This window comes from Raoultella sp. (assembly GCF_039594335.1).
GTDB lineage: Bacteria > Pseudomonadota > Gammaproteobacteria > Enterobacterales > Enterobacteriaceae > Klebsiella.
Genome location: NZ_JBCNNS010000002.1, coordinates 33,040 through 52,235, shown reverse-complemented (window position 1 = coordinate 52,235; position 19,196 = coordinate 33,040). Strand labels below are relative to the sequence as shown.

At 55.5% G+C, this 19,196-nt stretch carries 15 protein-coding genes; 6 read left to right on the top strand and 9 right to left on the bottom strand.

The genetic code is table 11. The features are described 5' to 3' along the window. Positions 1-5 precede the first annotated feature (5 nt). From ACZAHD_RS00730 to poxB, 4 genes are all read right to left on the bottom strand, one after another. Positions 6-1,019, bottom strand: a complete 1,014-nt coding sequence (locus tag ACZAHD_RS00730) for an NAD-dependent epimerase/dehydratase family protein (protein WP_462455085.1) — start codon at positions 1,017-1,019, stop codon at positions 6-8. A 96-nt stretch (positions 1,020-1,115) separates the two neighbouring features. Continuing rightward, the gene (locus tag ACZAHD_RS00725) at positions 1,116-2,549 is read right to left on the bottom strand and encodes a DUF2867 domain-containing protein (protein WP_462455084.1); all 1,434 of its coding nucleotides are present in this window, start codon (positions 2,547-2,549) and stop codon (positions 1,116-1,118) included. Positions 2,550-2,559: 10 nt separating this feature from the next. Then, on the bottom strand, positions 2,560-3,561 hold the full coding sequence (ltaE, locus tag ACZAHD_RS00720; protein ID WP_462455083.1) for a low-specificity L-threonine aldolase: 1,002 nt from the start codon (positions 3,559-3,561) through the stop codon (positions 2,560-2,562). A 154-nt stretch (positions 3,562-3,715) separates the two neighbouring features. Further along, positions 3,716-5,434: a ubiquinone-dependent pyruvate dehydrogenase gene (gene poxB / locus ACZAHD_RS00715; RefSeq protein WP_462455082.1), complete on the bottom strand. Its 1,719-nt coding sequence runs from the start codon at positions 5,432-5,434 to the stop codon at positions 3,716-3,718. Positions 5,435-5,586: 152 nt separating this feature from the next. On the opposite strand from poxB, the gene ACZAHD_RS00710 reads away from it, so the two are divergent. Beyond that, positions 5,587-6,021 (top strand): DoxX family protein, encoded by a 435-nt coding sequence (locus ACZAHD_RS00710; protein ID WP_462455081.1) that lies wholly within the window; start codon positions 5,587-5,589, stop codon positions 6,019-6,021. An 88-nt stretch (positions 6,022-6,109) separates the two neighbouring features. On the opposite strand, the gene hcr is transcribed toward ACZAHD_RS00710, so the two are convergent. The 4 genes from hcr to aqpZ form a co-directional block, all read right to left on the bottom strand. After that, positions 6,110-7,078 (bottom strand): NADH oxidoreductase, encoded by a 969-nt coding sequence (gene hcr, locus ACZAHD_RS00705; RefSeq protein ID WP_462455080.1) that lies wholly within the window; start codon positions 7,076-7,078, stop codon positions 6,110-6,112. A gap of 10 nt (positions 7,079-7,088) precedes the next feature. After that, a complete protein-coding gene (gene hcp, locus ACZAHD_RS00700) occupies positions 7,089-8,741 on the bottom strand; it encodes a hydroxylamine reductase (protein ID WP_462455079.1) in 1,653 nt (550 codons plus the stop codon). Positions 8,742-8,962: 221 nt separating this feature from the next. Beyond that, positions 8,963-9,862 (bottom strand): LysO family transporter, encoded by a 900-nt coding sequence (locus tag ACZAHD_RS00695; RefSeq protein WP_462455078.1) that lies wholly within the window; start codon positions 9,860-9,862, stop codon positions 8,963-8,965. A gap of 127 nt (positions 9,863-9,989) precedes the next feature. Continuing rightward, positions 9,990-10,685: an aquaporin Z gene (gene aqpZ / locus ACZAHD_RS00690; protein ID WP_462455077.1), complete on the bottom strand. Its 696-nt coding sequence runs from the start codon at positions 10,683-10,685 to the stop codon at positions 9,990-9,992. A 394-nt stretch (positions 10,686-11,079) separates the two neighbouring features. Here aqpZ and ACZAHD_RS00685 point away from each other — a divergent pair, with 394 nt between their 5' ends. The 3 genes from ACZAHD_RS00685 to macB all read left to right on the top strand — a co-directional run bounded on the left by ACZAHD_RS00685 (position 11,080) and on the right by macB (position 15,897). After that, on the top strand, positions 11,080-12,738 hold the full coding sequence (locus tag ACZAHD_RS00685; protein ID WP_462455076.1) for an ATP-dependent endonuclease: 1,659 nt from the start codon (positions 11,080-11,082) through the stop codon (positions 12,736-12,738). 100 nt (positions 12,739-12,838) lie between these two features. Continuing rightward, positions 12,839-13,954, top strand: a complete 1,116-nt coding sequence (gene macA, locus ACZAHD_RS00680; RefSeq protein ID WP_462455075.1) for a macrolide transporter subunit MacA — start codon at positions 12,839-12,841, stop codon at positions 13,952-13,954. Further along, positions 13,951-15,897, top strand: coding sequence for a macrolide ABC transporter ATP-binding protein/permease MacB (macB, locus tag ACZAHD_RS00675; protein ID WP_462455074.1), 1,947 nt, complete (start codon positions 13,951-13,953; stop codon positions 15,895-15,897). Before macA ends, macB begins: the two co-directional genes overlap by 4 nt. A 68-nt stretch (positions 15,898-15,965) precedes the next feature. On the opposite strand, the gene cspD is transcribed toward macB, so the two are convergent. Next, on the bottom strand, positions 15,966-16,187 hold the full coding sequence (gene cspD / locus ACZAHD_RS00670) for a cold shock-like protein CspD (protein WP_004860015.1): 222 nt from the start codon (positions 16,185-16,187) through the stop codon (positions 15,966-15,968). A gap of 325 nt (positions 16,188-16,512) precedes the next feature. Here cspD and clpS point away from each other — a divergent pair, with 325 nt between their 5' ends. Beyond that, positions 16,513-16,830: an ATP-dependent Clp protease adapter ClpS gene (gene clpS, locus ACZAHD_RS00665; protein ID WP_004860017.1), complete on the top strand. Its 318-nt coding sequence runs from the start codon at positions 16,513-16,515 to the stop codon at positions 16,828-16,830. Positions 16,831-16,860: 30 nt separating this feature from the next. Next, entirely contained in the window at positions 16,861-19,140 is a 2,280-nt protein-coding gene (gene clpA / locus ACZAHD_RS00660) for an ATP-dependent Clp protease ATP-binding subunit ClpA (RefSeq protein WP_462455073.1), read from the top strand. The last annotated feature ends 56 nt before the right edge of the window (positions 19,141-19,196 follow it).

Sequence of the window (19,196 nt, the reverse complement as noted above, 5' to 3'; positions counted from 1 at the left end):
TGAGGCTAGCGGTGTAATTTCCCGTGGTCCTTTAGCCAGGCGGCGGTGCGAATAATACCGTCATCCAGCGTAATCACGGGTTGATAACCCAGCTCTTGCTGAGCGCGGGAGATATCAAGGGTAAAATCAAAGTTCAGCTTGGAGACGCCGTAGTGGGTAAAGGCGGGTTCCTTGGCGGACTTATTGCCAAAATGCTCCATACTGCGGGCGATAATATCCAGCATCGGGTAGGGTACTGAGCGGATCCGACATTTAATGCCCAGTTCATCAATCAGCTTCTGCACGATGCTGTTCAGCGTACGCGGTTCGCCGTTGGTGATATTCCAGGCGCGGCCGGAGGGCAAATGATCGCACTGCGGCTGGCTGGCGAGCCACATCGCGTGTACCGCATTCTCATAATAGGTCATATCCACCAGCGCGCCGCCGCCGCGTGGCAGCAGGACGCTACCGTAGTGCTGCATCATTTGCGCCAGGCGAGGAATAAACACTTTATCATGGGGGCCGAACAGGCTCTGCGGACGCAGAATGGTAAAGCGGGTGTTGGGGTTTGCCTGGGCCAGCAGATGAATGACCTCTTCACTGGCCGCCTTGCTGCGGGCAAATTCATTGGCGAAACGCTGCGGACGGAAATCTTCCTGCACATCGCGGTGATGGTGATAATCAAAATAGAGCGACGGGGAGGAGATATGAACGAAATTACGTACCCCCCAGGCAACGGCCCACTCTCCAAGACGGCGGGTAGCCCGCACGTTAGCGAGATCAAAAGCCTGCTGTGTACCCCAGGGAGAGGTAAAGCTTGAACAGTGCCACAGGGTATCGATACCGGCGAGCATCACTTTGGCCTGTGAAGAAACCAGCTCGGTTAAATCAGCAGGCACAAACTCGGCGCCCATTTTGCTCAGAAGCTTGCCCATTGCTTCATTACGCCCGGTGGCTCTGACGCTGATGCCTTGATGACGCAGATATTCCACCGCGTTGCGGCCTAATCCGCTGGTCGCGCCGGTAACCAGTACCTTCATATCAACCTACTGTCCCAGAAAAGAATTTCGTGCGCATTTTTCCGTGATTCTCCTCATGATGCAATGAGAATGATGAAAGAATGCCACACATACTGCCTATTTGCCTGTGATTTGTTCGGCCATCCGGGCAATGCGTCGCGCCATGCCGCGAAAGATAAACAGGTGCGCCGGGATCATCAGCAGCCAATAGAACAGCCCGGGCATGCCGTGAGGATGCCACCAGGCGCGGACATCCAGCTCGCGGCGATCGCCTTTATCTCTTAGCGTAAAACTCAGGCGTCCCAGACCGGGCGCTTTCATACCGAATAATAAGGCTAGCTGCTTTTCCGGCTCGACGATAATGACCTTCCAGCTGTCCACCGTATCTCCGGTTTGCAGGTTGGCGCGTTCGGGACGACCTTTCGCCAGCCGGTGGCCGACCAGCAGATCCATCGCCCCGCGGATCTGCCACAGAATGTTGCCAAAGAAGTAACCCTCTTTGCCGCCGATTTGATTGACCACCTGCCACAGCGCCGCCGTGCTGGCATGGGTGCTGACCGTACAACCGGCCTGTTTAGGGTAGTAGCCATACTCCGGTCGCCAGCGGGCAAACGCCTGTGCGTCATAGCCCCAGTCGCTGGAGTTCGCCAGCTGTTCTTCGTCTTTTAACGTGCAGCGCACCGCCTCATCAAAGGAGATAAGCGTCTGGGGGATCAGCGCTCGCAGGGCGCGATCGTCGGCGATCAGATCGTGCTTTAGCCCCTGAATCAATGCCCGAGCGATGGTGGGAGGAACGGAGGTAATCACATTGAGAAACCACACCGAAATCCAGCGGGTGGGAAACGGAATCGGGATTAACAGGCGATGTTTGCCGCTCACCCCCATAAAGCGAGTGAACTGCTGTTGGTAACTTAATACTTCTGGTCCGGCGGCTTCCAGTACACGATGAGCGCTGGCTGGATGGTGCAGTAACTGCACCAGATAATAGAGCAGGTTTTCCAGCGCCACAGGCGTCGTCCGTGAGCGAACCCAGCGCGGTGGTGTCAGGACCGGCAGGTTGTAGACCATATCTCGCATCACTTCGAAAGCGGCGGAACCGGCGCCGATGATAATTCCCGCCCGCAGTTCGGTGACCGGTACGGCGGACTGCCGCAGAATGTCGGCGGTGATTTGCCTGGCGCGCAGATGATCCGATTGTTCCGCTTCCGGCGCCTGCAGGGAACTGAGAAAAATCAGCTGCCGGACCGACGTGACGCGCAGAGCATCGCGAACGTTGACCGCGACCCGGCGTTCGTGCGCAATAAAGTCACCGCCTTCGCCCATTCCGTGCACCAGATAGTACACGGTATCTACCTGCGCCAACAGGGCGGACAGACCCTGCGGTTGGTTAAGATCGAGCGGATGGTAGCTTACGCCCGGGAGATTGAGTTTCTGCAGCCTGTCGACATGGCGTGCCGCTGCTAGCACCGGGTAACCCTGTTCGCTTAATGCCTGCACCAGATGCTGGCCGATATAGCCGCTGGCGCCGAGCACCAGAATTCGTTGCGACACGCCGGGCTCCTTAGCGCTGCAAAAATGCCTGCCAGTGACCGACGACGTCCGCAAGCTGCTGGCGGCTGACATCCAGATGAGTCACCAGGCGCACGATTGGCGAAGCATTAATCAGTACGCCGCGCTGCTGCATAAATGCGCCCAGTGCTTCGGCGTGTTCTTCCCCCACGCGGACAAACAACATGTTGGTATCATGCCGGGTCACATCGGCGCCGATTGCGCTGAGCTGCCCGGCCATCCACGCCGCATTGTCGTGGTCCTCTTTTAACCGTTGGACGTTGTTTTGCAGGGCGTAGAGCCCTGCCGCCGCCAGAATACCGGCCTGGCGCATGCCGCCGCCGACCATTTTCCGCCAGCGGGTGGCGCGGCGAATGTACTCGTGGCTACCGACCAGCAGCGAGCCGACCGGCGTACCCAGCCCTTTAGAAAGACAAATAGTAAAAGAATCGCAATATTGAGCGATATCCCGCAGTTCACAATCGTATTCCATGACCGCATTAAAGATCCGCGCGCCGTCAACGTGCAGCGCCAGATTGTGCTGGCGGGTGAATTGCCAGGCGTCTTTGAGATAGTCGCGCGGCAGAACCTTACCGTTGTGAGTGTTTTCAAGGCTCAGCAGGCGAGTCGGAGCAAAGTGGATATCGTCAGGTTTAATCTTCGCGGCGACTTTCTCCAGCGGCAGAGTGCCATCAGCGGCGGCGTCGATTGGCTGCGGCTGGATGCTACCCAGCACTGCCGCTCCCCCCGCTTCATACAGATAGTTATGCGCGCCCTGGCCAACAATATACTCTTCGCCGCGCTGGCAGTGGCTCAGCAGGCCGACCAGGTTAGCCTGGGTGCCTGTGGGCAGGAACAGCGCGGCTTCTTTAGCGGCCAGCTGTGCGGCGTAACGCTGAAGTTCATTTACCGTCGGGTCGTCACCATACACGTCGTCTCCGACCGGCGCAGCCATCATCGCCTCCAGCATGGCGGGTCCTGGGCGGGTTACGGTATCACTGCGTAAATCTATCACGGCATTTCCTTCTGGGTAGATCATCCCTCAGGCGGCTGCTGTGGCGCACCTTTTCTGACCCCGGCGACAGGCGTGCTGCTGTCGTCGGGGGGATTCCCGGGCGCGCCGCATCACGGCATCAGGCATGATTTCAGGGATTAACTAAAAGAATGTTTTACCTGAGCCAGTTGGTTTTCGCCAGTTCGATTACCTCATCGCCGCGTCCGCTGATAATGGCGCGCAGCATGTACAAACTAAATCCTTTGGCCTGCTCCAGTTTGATCTGGGGGGGAATGGCCAGTTCCTCTTTGGCGACGACAACATCCACCAGGACCGGGCCATCGGTACTAAACGCGGTCTGTAACGCGCTATCAACTTCGTCGGCTTTTTCGACGCGGATCCCTGTGATCCCGCAGGCTTCAGCAATGCGGGCGAAATTGGTGTCGTGCAATTCGGTGCCGTCGGTCAGATAGCCCCCGGCTTTCATTTCCATTGCCACGAAGCCAAGGACGCTATTATTAAAAATGATAATTTTCACCGGCAACTTCATCTGCGCCAGCGAGAGGAAGTCGCCCATCAACATGCTGAAACCGCCGTCGCCGCACATCGCCACCACCTGGCGATCCGGCGCTGTCGCCTTGGCGCCAATCGCCTGCGGCATGGCGTTAGCCATCGAACCGTGGTTAAACGACCCAAGCAGGCGGCGCCTGCCGTTCATTTTCAGATAGCGGGCGGCCCAGACGGTTGGCGTTCCGACGTCACAGGTGAAAATCGCGTCGTCGGCGGCAAAGTGGCTGATCTGCTGCGCCAGATACTGCGGATGAATCGCTTTGTCGCTTGGTTTCGCCAGATCATCGAGCCCTTTACGCGCTTCGCGATAGTGTTCGAGGGCTTTATCCAGAAACGTGCGGTCGGTTTTCTCTTCCAGATGCGGCAGCAACGCGCCGAGCGTGGATTGAATATCGCCGACCAGCGCCATATCGACTTTGCTGTGGGCGCCGATGCTGCCGGGGTTGATATCAATCTGGATGATTTTAGCGTCGGTGGGGTAGAAGGCCCGGTAGGGGAACTGGGTACCCAGCAGCACCAGGGTATCGGCATTCATCATGGTATGGAAACCCGAGGAGAAGCCAATCAGTCCGGTCATCCCGACATCATAGGGGTTGTCATACTCAACGTGCTCTTTACCACGCAGGGCATGGACGACAGGGGCTTTTAATTTCGCGGCAAATTCGACCAGCTCTGCGTGCGCGCCAGCACAGCCGCTGCCGCACAGCAGGGCGATATTGCTGGAATAGCGCAGTACCTGCGCCAGCTTTTTGATCTCTTCCTCCGGCGGCGTGACCGTTGGCAGCGGCGCGGCGTACCAGTGCGTGCTGGCGTTCTCCGGCGCGGCTTTCAGCGCCACGTCGCCAGGCAGCACCACCACCGATACGCCACGGTTAATCACCGCTTTACGCATCGCGATGGCCAGCACCTGCGGAATTTGCTCTGGCGTGGAGACCAGCTCGCAATAGTGGCTGCATTCACGGAACAACTCCTGCGGATGAGTTTCCTGGAAATAGCCGCTGCCGATTTCACTGGAGGGGATATGGGCGGCGATGGCTACCACGGGAACATGGTTGCGATGGCAGTCAAAAAGGCCGTTAATGAGATGGAGGTTACCCGGGCCGCACGAACCGGCGCACACTGCCAGTTTTCCGGTTAACTGCGCTTCGGCGCCTGCCGCAAAGGCGGCGACTTCTTCATGTCGGGTGGGCATCCAGGCAATGGTGCCCATTCGGTTCAGGCTATCGCTCAGTCCGTTGAGTGAATCGCCGGTGACACCCCAGATGCGTTTTACGCCGGCCTGTTCAAGTGTTTTTGCTATGTATGCCGCCACGGTTTGCTTCATGGTTCTCCATCTCCTTTTTGTGATAACGCCTACAAGCTTAGATGAAACTGACCGTTCCGCCCGCTAATCCCCCTCATTTTTTGCTGGTTTTATTGTTGGTAAATCCTGCATATTGTGTCAACACACCAGATGTTAAACAGGAATCATTTCAAATGGTTAAAAATCTGTTAAATGATGTTAATAAAATGCTTTCACATGATGATGTCGGCAAACTCTTGTTACGACTTGCGGTGGGCGGGCTGATGCTGTTTCACGGGCTGCATAAGCTTTTTGCTGGCGTGGACGGCATTAGCGGCATGCTGGTGGCTAAAGGATTGCCCGGTTTTATCGCGTACGGCGTACTGGTGGGGGAGGTCGTTGCGCCTTGTCTGCTGATTCTGGGGATCCTTACCCGCCCGGCGGCGCTGGTGCTGGCGTTTACGATGATCGTGGCGTGGCTGATGGTGGGCATGGGCGAAACCGGGTCGTTGGATAAAACCGGGGCCTGGGCAATTGAGAGCCTGGTCTATTTCTTTATGGGGGCGCTGGCGATTGCCTGTCTTGGGGCGGGACGTTTCTCTGTGGCGGCAAATTCGGTCTGGCGGTGAATATTGCCGGAGCGTAGCGTAAACGCTTTTCCGGCCTACAGCTCCTTGCGTAGGTCGGAAAAACGCCACGTCATCCGGCAATAGGGGGTTAAGCCAGTACCAGATCTCCCTGCGGGTAGCAGGAGCATGCCAGTACGTAGCCGTCAGCGATTTCTGCATCGCTCAGCGTCATAGTGCTGCTGACCGTGTAATCGCCGGAAACCACTTTGGTTTTGCAGCCGCCGCATACGCCTGCGCGACAGGCGATGGCCACCGGCACCTGGTTGCTTTCCAGCGCCTCCAGCAGCGTGGTGCCGACCGGCGCATAAAACGCCTTCGCCGGCTGCAGTTTGCTGAACTTCAGTCCATCGGTGGCCGCTTGTGCAACCGGCGTAAAGAATTTCTCTTTAAAGAAGCGGGTCACGCCAAGCGCGGTTATTTCCTGTCCGACCCAATCCATATAAGGTGCAGGTCCGCAGGCCATTACCGTACGGGCTGCGAGGTCCGGCACGCTGTTCAGTAATTCCGTGGTCAGACGCCCGGCGACAAAACCATGGGTGGCGTTGTTTTCCGCCACCAGCGTCACCGGATACTGCCGCCACTCATCGGCGAAAATCACATCCTGAGGCGAACGAACATTGTAAATCACCTGCACATCGGCCTGTGGACGATATTTTGCCAGCCAGCGGCGCATTGACATAATCGGCGTAACGCCGCAGCCGGCAGCCAACATCAGGAACTTGTCTTCCGCTTTATTTTCACAGGTGAACTCACCCATCGCGTCGGACAGCCAGAGATAATCACCGCGTTTGAGGTCACGGGTCAGCCACTGTGAGCCTGCACCCTCGTCAATCTGGCGAACGGTCAGCGTAATGTATTCGCTGACCCCTGGTGTTGAGGAGAGGGTATAGGCGCGCAGCGTTTCCGCTGAATGACGTACGCTCACTAGCGCGTACTGCCCGGCGCGGTACGAATAATAATCGTGACACAGCAGTGAAATTGTCCAGACATCCGGCGTTTCCTGATGGATGTGATGAACCTGCATCCGCCACGGGCACTGATGGGTTGGCATGGTCATTCTCTTATCCTTATGCGCTCAACAGCTGCTGCATGTCTTGTTCGACGGTGGTCACTGAACGCAGGCCGAACTTCTCATTGAGAATTGCCAGCAGGTCCGGCGTAAAGAAGCCCGGGGCGGTTGGGCCGGTCACGATGTTCTTTACCCCCAGAGAAAGCAGAGTCAGCAGAATAACAATCGCTTTTTGCTCAAACCAGGAGAGTACCAGTGAGAGCGGGAGATCGTTCACGCCGCAGCCCAGTTTCTCTGCAAGGGTGACCGCCAGAATAATCGCCGAGTAGGCATCGTTGCACTGACCTGCATCCACCAGGCGCGGCAAACCTTCGATATCGCCGAACTCCAGCTTGTTGAAACGGTATTTACCGCAGGCCAGGGTCAGGATCAGGCAGTCGTCCGGTACACTGGTGGCGAAATCAGTGAAGTAGTTACGTTCACCGCGCGCGCCGTCGCAGCCGCCAACCAGGAAGATATGGCGCAGTTTTTCACGGCTTACCAGGTCGATCAGGGTATCCGCGGCGCCCAGCAGCGTCTGGCGACCGAAGCCGACGGTGATCGGGTGGGGAATTTCGCTGTACGGGAAGCCTGCCATCTGCTGTGCCTGAGTAATAACCGCAGCAAAATTATCTCCTTCAATGTGCTTGACACCCGGCCAGCCGACAATGCTGCGCGTCCAGATACGGTCATCATAGGCGCCAACGGTCGGGTCGATAATGCAGTTCGAAGTCATCACGATAGGCCCCGGGAAGCGGGCAAATTCTACCTGCTGATTTTGCCAGCCGCTGCCGTAGTTACCGATCAGATGTTTGAATTTACGCAGCTCCGGATAGCCGTGCGCCGGCAGCATTTCACCGTGGGTATAGACGTTGACGCCGGTGCCTTCGGTTTGTTGCAGCAGACTGTAGAGATCTTTCAGGTCGTGACCGGAGATCAGGATGCACTTGCCTTCGCTCGCTTTGACATTGACCTGAGTCGGGGTCGGGTGGCCATATTTAGTGGTTTCACCGGCATCCAGAATGCTCATCACTTTGAAGTTCATCTGGCCGATTTCCATTGAGCACTCCAGCAGAGCGTTCAGATCGGCAGGCCAGGTACCCAGCCATGCCATGATTTTGTGGTACTGCGCATAGATGTCATTGTCGTACTGACCGAGAACGTGCGCGTGCTCCATATAGGCCGCTGCGCCTTTCAGTCCGTACAGGCAGAGCAAACGCAGGCCAAGAATGTTCTCGCCAATAGCCGCTTTGTCTTTGTTGGGGGGAAATTCCGCCGCCTGACGCTGCAGGTCGCCGGGATCGTCGCTTACCAGCTGTAGGTCGGCCATCGGATTATCGACGCCGACGGTCGCATCCACGCTCAGGCACTGTGCTTTCAGCGCGTCGCGCATGGCAATAGCCTCACGCGTGTAGCCAGCAATACGCGGAGAGTCGAAGTTAACGTTGGTCAGCGTGGAGAAAAATGCGCGTGGGGCAAAATTATCAACATCATGATTGATGATGCCATATTCACGGGCCTTGACTGCCCATGCAGACAGACCTTGTAGGGAAGCAATCAGCAGATCCTGGAGATCGGACGTTTCTGCCGTTTTACCGCACATACCCTGCGCGTAAGAGCAGCCGTTGCCTGCCGGGGTACGGATGGTTTGTTCACATTGCACACAAAACATGATCACACCTTTTAAAGTTATATTTAAAATGCATGTTTAAGGTTATGCCTGCAAAGAGTGGGAGAAAAGGTATTTCTGATACAATTTAAAGGGAGATTGATTTAGCGCAAATTTGGCAGCGACAGATCGCTGCCACGAGAGACAATTCAACAGCAGGGTGATGCTCCTCCGGGACCGTAGCGAATACTGTCTCCGGGGGCAGAGTAAGTGCGCTGAGTGCTTCAGGCCGAGAAGAGGGCGATCAGCACCGGTACCAGCAGGCTCAGAACAAAACCGTGGACAATGGCGGCAGGGACAATCTCGACGCCGCCGGAACGCTGTAAAACCGGTAGGGTAAAGTCCATTGAGGTGGCACCGCACAACCCTAACGCCGTGGAGCGGCTGCGGCGAACCAGTCCGGGGATCAGCATGATGGCCAGCAGCTCACGGGAAAGGTCGTTGAAGAATGCGGCGCTGCCGATGACCGGCCCGAAGGATTCAGTCATCAGGATCCCGGAGAGCGAATACCAGCCGAACCCGGAGGCCATTGCCAGGCCGGTCTTCAGCGGCAGGTCGAGAATAAAGGCGTTAATCACGCCGCCGGCTAATGAACTCAAGGTGACGACCACCGCCACAATCATGCCGCGACGATTAAGCACAATTTGACGCAAGGTCATTCCGTTATTACGCAGCTGAATTCCAATCAGCAACAGCAGGAAGATCAGCGTATATTCGCTCGCCTCGGTGGCATGCTGTAAAAATGACAAACCGCTCAGGCCAATCAGGAAACCAATAAGCACCACGCCGCACAGCTGCAGGGATTCCATTGCCATTGCGACACGGGAAGGTAATTTCTCCTGCCGGTGCTGGTGGCGCCACGGTATTTTCTGCTCGAGCCACATTAATGCGGCAATATTACACAGCAGAATAACAATGACGCTGACCACAGCATAATGAAGAATGGACAGCAGGTTGCTGGATAAATTGTCGAGGAAGGCGAGACTAATCCCCATAAAAAAGAGGATAACGTAGACAATCCAGCTCAACAGGCGCGCGATAAGTTTTAGTGCTGAAGAGTGACGCAGAGGAATAAGGTAGCCGACAATCAATGGCAGCAGAATGATTAATAATCCCGAAAACATGAACGATCTGGTCCTTGCTGAATGAGGTGAGCGCCACTGACACTACCCAAATAAGAGAACCGAGTAAAGCTGTGCCTGAAAAGAAAGGCCCGGCTTCGCCGGGCCTTGCGTGAAACCCGATAAATGGTTAATCGCGTTTTTCCAGCAGCGTGCGATACAGAACGCCGCCCAGAATACCGCCGATAACGGGCATCACCCAGAATAACCACAGCTGTTGCAGCGCCCAGCCGCCCTGGAAGATCGCCACCGCGGTGCTTCGCGCCGGGTTAACAGAGGTATTGGTGACCGGAATGCTGATCAGGTGGATTAAGGTCAGCGCCAGACCAATCGCAATGGGGGCAAAGCCGGTCGGCGCGTTTTTATCTGTTGCACCATGAATCACCAGCAGGAAGCCACAGGTCAGGACAATTTCAATAACAATGGCGGACAACATGGAATAGCCGCCTGGCGAGTGTTCCCCGAAGCCGTTGGAAGCAAAGCCGCTGGCTGCGACATCAAAACCGGCTTTACCACTGGCAACCACATACAAAACCGCAGCAGCAATAATACCGCCAACAACCTGAGCGATAATATAGCCAATCACGTCTTTCGCCGGGAAACGACCACCGGCCCACAGGCCTAAAGTGACCGCCGGGTTTAAGTGTCCACCGGAAATATGACCGACGGCAAATGCCATGGTTAATACAGTTAAACCGAAGGCCAAAGCGACCCCGGCAAATCCAATCCCCAGCGCCGGGAAGGCTGCGGCGAGCACTGCGCTACCGCACCCACCAAACACAAGCCAGAATGTACCAAAACATTCCGCTGCTAATTTTCTGAACATAACCACCTCAAAAGAATAATGTAAATGGGCACCTGTTTTTGTGCCGTTCTTTATTTATCGATGTAAACGATGACGATAAAAATAAAACGCCGCTATTTTATGGACGATCGTCATCCTGCGGCTAGCTAAATAACTAGATATAATTTGATTTAGGGCAATGTGATCTTAATCCTTGCATCATTGTCGATTGCAGAAAAACGGAGAGCAAAAATAATAAAGCTAACCATTTTAGCGGATGAATTATTTTCAAAATAAATAGTATGATTAATAATCATAACCTGCACATTATCATTCATCGGCCGCAGCAGCGTTTGGACCGGCAGTGTCATGTTGACGCATGTATCGCTATACTGCTGATTATTGAAGGAGAAAGTTGGTACTGAGCGGAGGAGATATGCATCTTGAGCGGGTAGAAATCGTCGGTTTTCGCGGTATCAATCGTTTATCGTTGATGCTGGAGCAAAATAACGTTCTGATCGGCGAGAATGCATGGGGTAAATCCAGCTTGCTGGATGCGCTGACGCTACTGCTTTCGCCGGAGTTCGAGCTCTATCACTTCGTTCGCGATGATTTCTGGTTTCCGCCGGGCGATGTTCAGGGGCGTGAACATCATCTGCATATCATTTTGACCTTCCGCGAGAATGAGCCAGGCCATCATCGGGTGCGCCGTTTTCGTCCTCTGAGTGATTGCTGGGTGCCCTGCGAGGACGGCTATCAGCGCATTTTTTATCGCCTTGAAGGCGAGCTGACTGATGACGATAGCGTTATGACGCTGCGTAGCTTTATCGACAGTAGCGGCGAGGCGCTGGCGCTGGACGATATTGACGAAATGGTGTGCCATCTGGTGCGGCTAATGCCGGTTTTGCGCCTGCGTGATGCGCGCTTTATGCGGCGGATTCATAATGATGCCGTCCCGCACTCCCCGCAGATTGAGATAACCGCTCGCCAGCTGGATTTTCTCTCCCGCGAGCTGGTGAGTCACCCGCAAAATTTAACCGATAGTCAGATACGCCAGGGACTGTCGGCGATGGTGCAACTCCTGGAACACTATTTTGCCGAGCAGAGTAGCGCGCAATCCCGTCATCGCCTGATGCGGCGTCACTCGCATGATGAACAGCGCAGCTGGCGTTACCTGGATATTATCAACCGGATGATTGATAAGCCCGGCGGCCGTAGCCATCGGGTGATCCTGCTGGGTCTGTTTTCAACCCTGCTCCAGGCAAAAGGCACGGTGAGGCTCGACCGCGACGCGCGGCCTCTGCTGTTGATTGAAGACCCGGAAACACGTCTGCATCCGATTATGCTGTCGGTCGCCTGGCATTTACTGAATTTGCTGCCGTTGCAGCGTGTCACCACCACCAATTCCAGCGAACTCCTGTCGTTGACGCCGGTGGAACACGTGTGCCGACTGGTGCGCGAATCCTCGCGCGTATCGGCCTGGCGGCTTGGGCCGGGGGGCATGAATGCGGAAGACAGCCGACGCATTGCTTTTCACATTCGCTTTAACCGCTCATCCTCACTGTTTGCCCGCTGCTGGCTGCTGGTTGAAGGGGAGACCGAGACCTGGGTGATTAACGAACTGGCCCGGCAGTGCGGACACCATTTTGATGCTGAAGGGATCAAGGTTATTGAGTTTGCTCAGTCGGGCCTGAAGCCGCTGATCAAATTTGCCCGTCGGATGGGGATTCAATGGCACGTGCTGGTCGATGGCGATGAGGCGGGGAAAAAGTATGCGGCGACGGTTCGTAGCCTGCTCAACGATGACCGCGATCTTGAGCGCGATCACCTGACCACGCTTCCGGCTCTGGACATGGAACACTTTATGTATCGCCAGGGCTTTAACGATGTTTATCATCGGGTGGCGCAGCTACCGGCAAATGTGCCGATGAATATACGACGGGTGATTACCAAGGCGATTCACCGCTCGTCAAAACCGGATCTGGCCATTGAGGTGGCGATGGAGGCCGGTCGTCGCGGTGTGGAGTCGGTGCCGATGCTGCTGAAAAAAATGTTCTCCCGCGTGCTGTGGTTGGCGCGTGGCCGCGCAGATTAAACGTGGCGACAATAAAATGATTCAAATTTAGCGTTATGTTTTTCCCCTCTGCGGATAGAATCAGTACCTGGCTCTGCGAGTTAAAACATCAGGAATTTTTATGAAACTCAATGGAAAACGCAGGAAAGTCTGGTGGCTGCTGCTTGTTGTTGTTCTGGCGCTGGCCTTCTGGGGATGGCAGATACTGAATGCGCCGCTGCCGCAGTATCAGACATTAGTGGTGCGTAAAGGCGATTTACAGCAGAGCGTGCTGGCTACTGGCAAACTGGACGCCCTGCGTAAAGTCGATGTCGGGGCGCAGGTGAGCGGACAGTTAAAAACGCTGCGCGTCAATATCGGCGACAAGGTCCAGAAGGATCAACTGCTGGGGGTGATTGACCCCGAGCAGGCGCAAAACCAGATTAAAGAAGTCGATGCGACGCTGATGGAACTGCGCGCCCAGCTGAATCAGGCTCGCGCCGAACGCCAGCTTGCAGCGGTCACTCTCGCCCGCCAGCAGCAACTGGCCCAACGTCAGCTGGTTTCCCGCCAGGAGCTGGATACCGCAGCGACGGATTTGGCGGTGAAAGAGGCGCAGATCGGTACCATTGAAGCGCAGATAAAGCGTAACCAGGCGACGTTGGATACCGCTAAAACCAACCTCGACTATACGCGGATTCTGGCGCCGATGTCCGGTGAAGTGACGCAAATCACCACCCTGCAGGGGCAAACGGTGATTGCCGCCCAGCAGGCGCCCAACATTCTGACCCTCGCCGATCTCAGTACGATGCTGGTCAAAGCTCAGGTATCTGAGGCGGATGTGATTCACCTTCGTCCGGGGCAAAAAGCCTGGTTTACCGTACTTGGCGACCCGCTGACCCGCTACGAGGGGCGGCTGAAAGATATTTTACCCACGCCGGAAAAAGTCAACGACGCCATTTTCTATTATGCCCGCTTTGAAGTGCCGAATCCGCAGGGGATCCTGCGTCTGGAAATGACGGCCCAGGTGCATATTCAGATGGCGGAAGTAAAAAATGTTATCACCATCCCGCTCAGCGCGCTGGGCGATGCTGTCGGCGATAACCGTTACCATGTCCGTCTGCTGCGCAATGGCGAAGTGAAAGAGCGCGAAGTGGCTATCGGCGCGCGCAACGACACCGATGTAGTGGTGGTGAAAGGGCTGGATGAAGGCGATGAGGTGATCGTCGGCGAAAGTCGTACCGGGACGGCAAAATGACGGCGTTGCTGGAACTGCGTGATATCCGCCGTAGCTACCTCTCCGGCGGCGGCAGTGTTGAGGTGCTTAAAGGCGTGACGCTGAGCATTGCCGCCGGTGAAATGGTGGCGATTGTCGGTGCATCGGGTTCAGGAAAATCGACGCTGATGAACATTCTCGGCTGCCTCGATAAACCGACTAGTGGTAGCTACCACGTTGCCGGAACCGATGTGTCCTTACTCAGTGGTGATGCGCTGGCCCGGCTGCGACGGGAACATTTTGGCTTTATTTTCCAGCGTTACCATCTGCTCTCGCACCTGACGGCAGCGCAGAACGTCGAAGTCCCGGCGGTGTATGCCGGGACCGAGCGACGAGAACGGCTGGCCCGGGCGCACGATTTGCTGGTACGGCTTGGTCTGGGAGATAGAGCGGAATATCAACCGTCGCAGCTCTCTGGCGGCCAGCAGCAGCGGGTCAGTATCGCCCGCGCTCTGATGAATGGCGGAGAGGTGATTCTGGCCGATGAGCCGACTGGCGCACTGGACAGCCGCTCGGGTGAAGAGGTCATGGCTATTCTGCACCAGTTGAAAGCGCAGGGGCATACGGTGATTATCGTCACTCATGATCCGCAGGTGGCGGCACAGGCCGAGCGGATCATTGAGATCCACGATGGGGAAATTGTACGTAACCCGCCGGCGAAAAAACCGGCAGGCGGCGGGCTGGCCCGATTGTCAGGCGGGGAAGAGCCTTCCGCGTGGCGCCAGTTTACCAGCGGTTTTCGTGAAGCGTTGGTCATGGCATGGCGGGCGATGGCGGCGAACAAAATGCGCACGCTGTTGACCATGCTCGGCATCATTATTGGCATCGCGTCGGTGGTGTCGATCGTGGTGGTGGGCGATGCGGCGAAACAGCTGGTGCTGGCGGATATTCGCGCGATTGGCACCAATACCATTGATGTTTATCCCGGTAAAGATTTTGGCGATGACGATCCCCGCTATCAGCAGGCGCTGAAATATGACGATCTGCTGGCCATTCAGAAGCAGCCCTGGGTGAGTTCGGCGACGCCCGCGGTGTCAAAAAGCCTGCGTCTGCGTGCCGACAACATTGATGTTGCCGCCAGTGCGGAAGGGGTCGGGCCACAATATTTTAATGTCTACGGCATGACCTTTAGCGAAGGCAATACGTTTAACGCGTTGCAGCTCAACAGTCGGGCGCAGGTGGTGGTGTTGGATAGCAACACGCGTCGCCAGCTGTTTCCGCATAAAGCGCGGGTTGTTGGGGAGATAATCCTCGTCGGTAATATGCCGGCGACAATCGTCGGCGTAGCGGATGAGAAGCAGTCGATGTTCGGCAGCAGCAAAATCCTGCGCGTCTGGCTGCCGTACACCACCATGGCCGGAAGAGTGATGGGGCAATCGTGGCTCAATTCCATTACCGTTCGCGTACGGGAAGGGTATGACAGTGCTGCCGCCGAACAACAACTGCTGCGTTTGCTTGAGCTGCGCCATGGCAAAAAAGATGTTTTTACCTGGAATATGGACAGCATCTTGAAAACGGCGGAACGGACCACACATACATTACAGCTGTTTCTGACTTTGGTGGCGGTGATTGCGCTGGTGGTGGGCGGGATCGGCGTCATGAATATCATGCTGGTGTCGGTGACCGAACGAACGCGTGAAATCGGGATTCGGATGGCGGTCGGGGCGCGGGCCAGTGACGTACTTCAGCAGTTTCTGATTGAGGCTGTTTTGGTCTGTCTGGTCGGCGGCGCGCTGGGTGTGACGTTATCGCTGATGATCGCGGTTGTTCTGCAGCTGTTTTTACCCGGGTGGGAGATCGGTTTTTCTCCGCTGGCGCTGCTGACGGCGTTTTTGTGTTCGACGCTAACCGGCGTGCTGTTTGGTTGGTTGCCGGCGAGAAACGCCGCACGACTCGATCCGGTGGATGCGCTGGCCCGCGAGTAGAAACAAAAAAATGCCAGTCAGAAGGACTGGCATTTTACTGGCAGGATGTACACAATGAAGCAAAAGAGTTATGCAGCCGCTTCCGCTTCCACAGGAACAATCACACTGGCGTGATTGCCTTTCGGTCCCTGGTGAACATCAAACCGAACGGCTTGCCCGGCTTTTAGCGTTCTGTAACCATCCATCTGGATGGTGGAGTAATGGGCGAAAATGTCTTCGCCGCCGCCCTCAGGGCAAATAAAACCGAACCCTTTGGCATTGTTGAACCACTTAACAGTACCCATTTCCATACTTCGACATCCTTCGTAAATCTTTATAGGTAAGATGGAATGAACCGGTGGTGGAGTGACGAGTTGTGCAAATGCTCGCCAAATCTCGCCAGTACAATTTAGAGAAATACGGAAATGCGTCAAGCAATTGACGGTAGTAGGAGGCGAAAAATGCGTCAAAATTTGAAGCAGTTAACGCTATTGCCAGGGAATGTGACAGACATCGCGGATGGAAGTAATAGATGATAGTTATCTATGTTCTATTGTAGATTTGCGATATGCATAGCCTCTGGTCATCGACAGGCCGCCGCCTGTTGGCAACAGCAACCGATGATGAATACTGACGATGAGTAAGAGAGATTGGCTGGATTTCGATCAGCTTGTAGAAGACGAAGTTCGTAATGAGCTTAAACCACCATCTATGTATAAAGTGATATTGCTCAATGATGACTACACTCCAATGGAGTTTGTTATTGACGTGTTACAAAAATTCTTTTCTTATGATGTAGAACGTGCAACGCAACTGATGCTGACGGTTCACTATCAAGGTAAAGCGATTTGTGGTGTATTTACCGCAGAAGTGGCGGAGACCAAAGTCGCGATGGTGAATGAATACGCGAAGGAGAACGAGCATCCATTGCTGTGTACGCTAGAGAAAGCCTGAAGACAGGCGTGAAAATTGGGGGAGGTGCCTATGCTCAATCAAGAACTGGAACTCAGTTTAAACATGGCTTTCGCCAGAGCGCGCGAGCACCGTCATGAGTTCATGACCGTCGAGCACTTGCTGCTGGCGCTGCTCAGTAACCCCTCGGCCCGCGAGGCGCTTGAAGCGTGTTCCGTGGACCTGGTGGCACTGCGTCAGGAACTGGAAGCCTTCATCGAGCAGACCACACCCGTTCTGCCCGCCACGGAAGAAGAGCGTGACACCCAGCCAACGCTGAGTTTTCAGCGCGTGCTGCAGCGTGCCGTCTTCCATGTACAATCCTCTGGTCGCAGCGAAGTGACCGGCGCTAACGTTTTGGTCGCTATTTTCAGCGAGCAGGAATCGCAGGCGGCCTATCTGCTGCGTAAACACGAAGTGAGTCGTCTTGACGTCGTCAACTTCATCTCTCACGGAACACGCAAAGACGAGCCGAGCCAGTCTTCCGATAACAGCGGAAGCCAGCCCAGCAACGAAGAGCAAGCAGGCGGGGAGGAACGTATGGAAAACTTCACCACCAATCTTAATCAGCTTGCTCGTGTCGGCGGGATAGATCCGCTGATCGGCCGCGATAAAGAGCTGGAGCGAGCGATTCAGGTGCTATGCCGCCGCCGTAAAAATAACCCGCTGCTGGTGGGGGAGTCCGGTGTGGGTAAAACCGCGATTGCCGAAGGTCTGGCCTGGCGGATCGTGCAGGGTGATGTGCCAGAAATTATGGCCGATTGCACCATCTACTCACTGGATATTGGCTCCCTGCTGGCGGGCACAAAATATCGCGGCGATTTTGAAAAACGCTTCAAAGCGCTGCTTAAGCAGCTTGAGCAGGATACCAACAGCATCCTGTTTATTGATGAAATCCACACCATTATCGGTGCAGGAGCGGCGTCAGGTGGCCAGGTGGATGCCGCCAATCTGATTAAACCGCTGCTCTCCAGCGGTAAGATCCGGGTGATGGGTTCCACAACCTATCAGGAATTCAGCAACATCTTCGAGAAAGACCGGGCGCTGGCTCGTCGCTTCCAGAAGATAGACATTACCGAACCTTCCGTGGAAGAGACGGTGCAGATCATCAATGGCCTGAAGCCGAAGTACGAAGCGCACCACGATGTGCGTTATACGGCGAAAGCAGTGCGTGCGGCGGTGGAGCTGGCGGTGAAATACATTAACGATCGTCATCTGCCGGATAAGGCAATTGACGTCATTGATGAAGCCGGTGCGCGGGCGCGGTTAATGCCGGCCAGCAAACGCAAGAAAACTGTCAATGTTGCGGATATCGAGTCCGTGGTGGCGCGTATCGCCCGGATTCCTGAGAAGAGCGTCTCGCAGAGCGATCGCGATACGCTGAAAAATCTCGGCGATCGCCTGAAAATGCTCGTCTTTGGTCAGGGCAAAGCGATCGAAGCGTTAACCGAAGCGATCAAGATGGCGCGTGCGGGGCTGGGTCATGAACACAAGCCCGTAGGTTCTTTCCTTTTTGCCGGGCCGACCGGGGTCGGGAAAACCGAGGTTACCGTGCAACTGGCGAAAGCGCTGGGCATTGAGCTGCTGCGTTTTGATATGTCCGAATATATGGAACGTCATACCGTCAGCCGTTTAATTGGTGCGCCTCCAGGATACGTTGGTTTCGATCAGGGCGGGCTGCTGACCGACGCGGTGATTAAACATCCGCATGCGGTACTGCTGCTTGATGAGATCGAAAAAGCGCACCCGGACGTCTTTAACCTGCTGTTGCAGGTGATGGATAACGGTACGCTGACCGACAATAACGGTCGCAAGGCGGATTTCCGCAACGTGGTGCTGGTGATGACGACCAACGCCGGCGTGCGTGAGACCGAGCGTAAATCGATTGGTCTTATCCACCAGGACAACAGCCCTGATGCGATGGATGAGATCAAGAAGATCTTTACCCCGGAATTCCGCAACCGTCTCGACAACATTATCTGGTTCGATCATCTGTCCACAACGGTGATCCATCAGGTGGTGGATAAGTTTATCGTTGAGCTGCAGGTTCAGCTGGATCAGAAAGGCGTCTCGCTGGAAGTGAGCCAGGAAGCGCGTGACTGGCTGGCAGAAAAAGGCTACGACCGGGCAATGGGCGCACGTCCGATGGCGCGTGTGATTCAGGATAACCTGAAGAAACCGCTGGCTAACGAACTGCTGTTCGGCTCATTGGTGGACGGTGGACAGGTCACCGTCGCGCTGGATAAAGAGAAGGGCGCGTTGACTTATGACTTCCAGAGCGCGCAGAAGCACAAACCGGAAACGGCACACTAATCCCACTCTGTAATAGCAAAAACCGGCCAGTAGGCCGGTTTTTTTATACCGCTTCT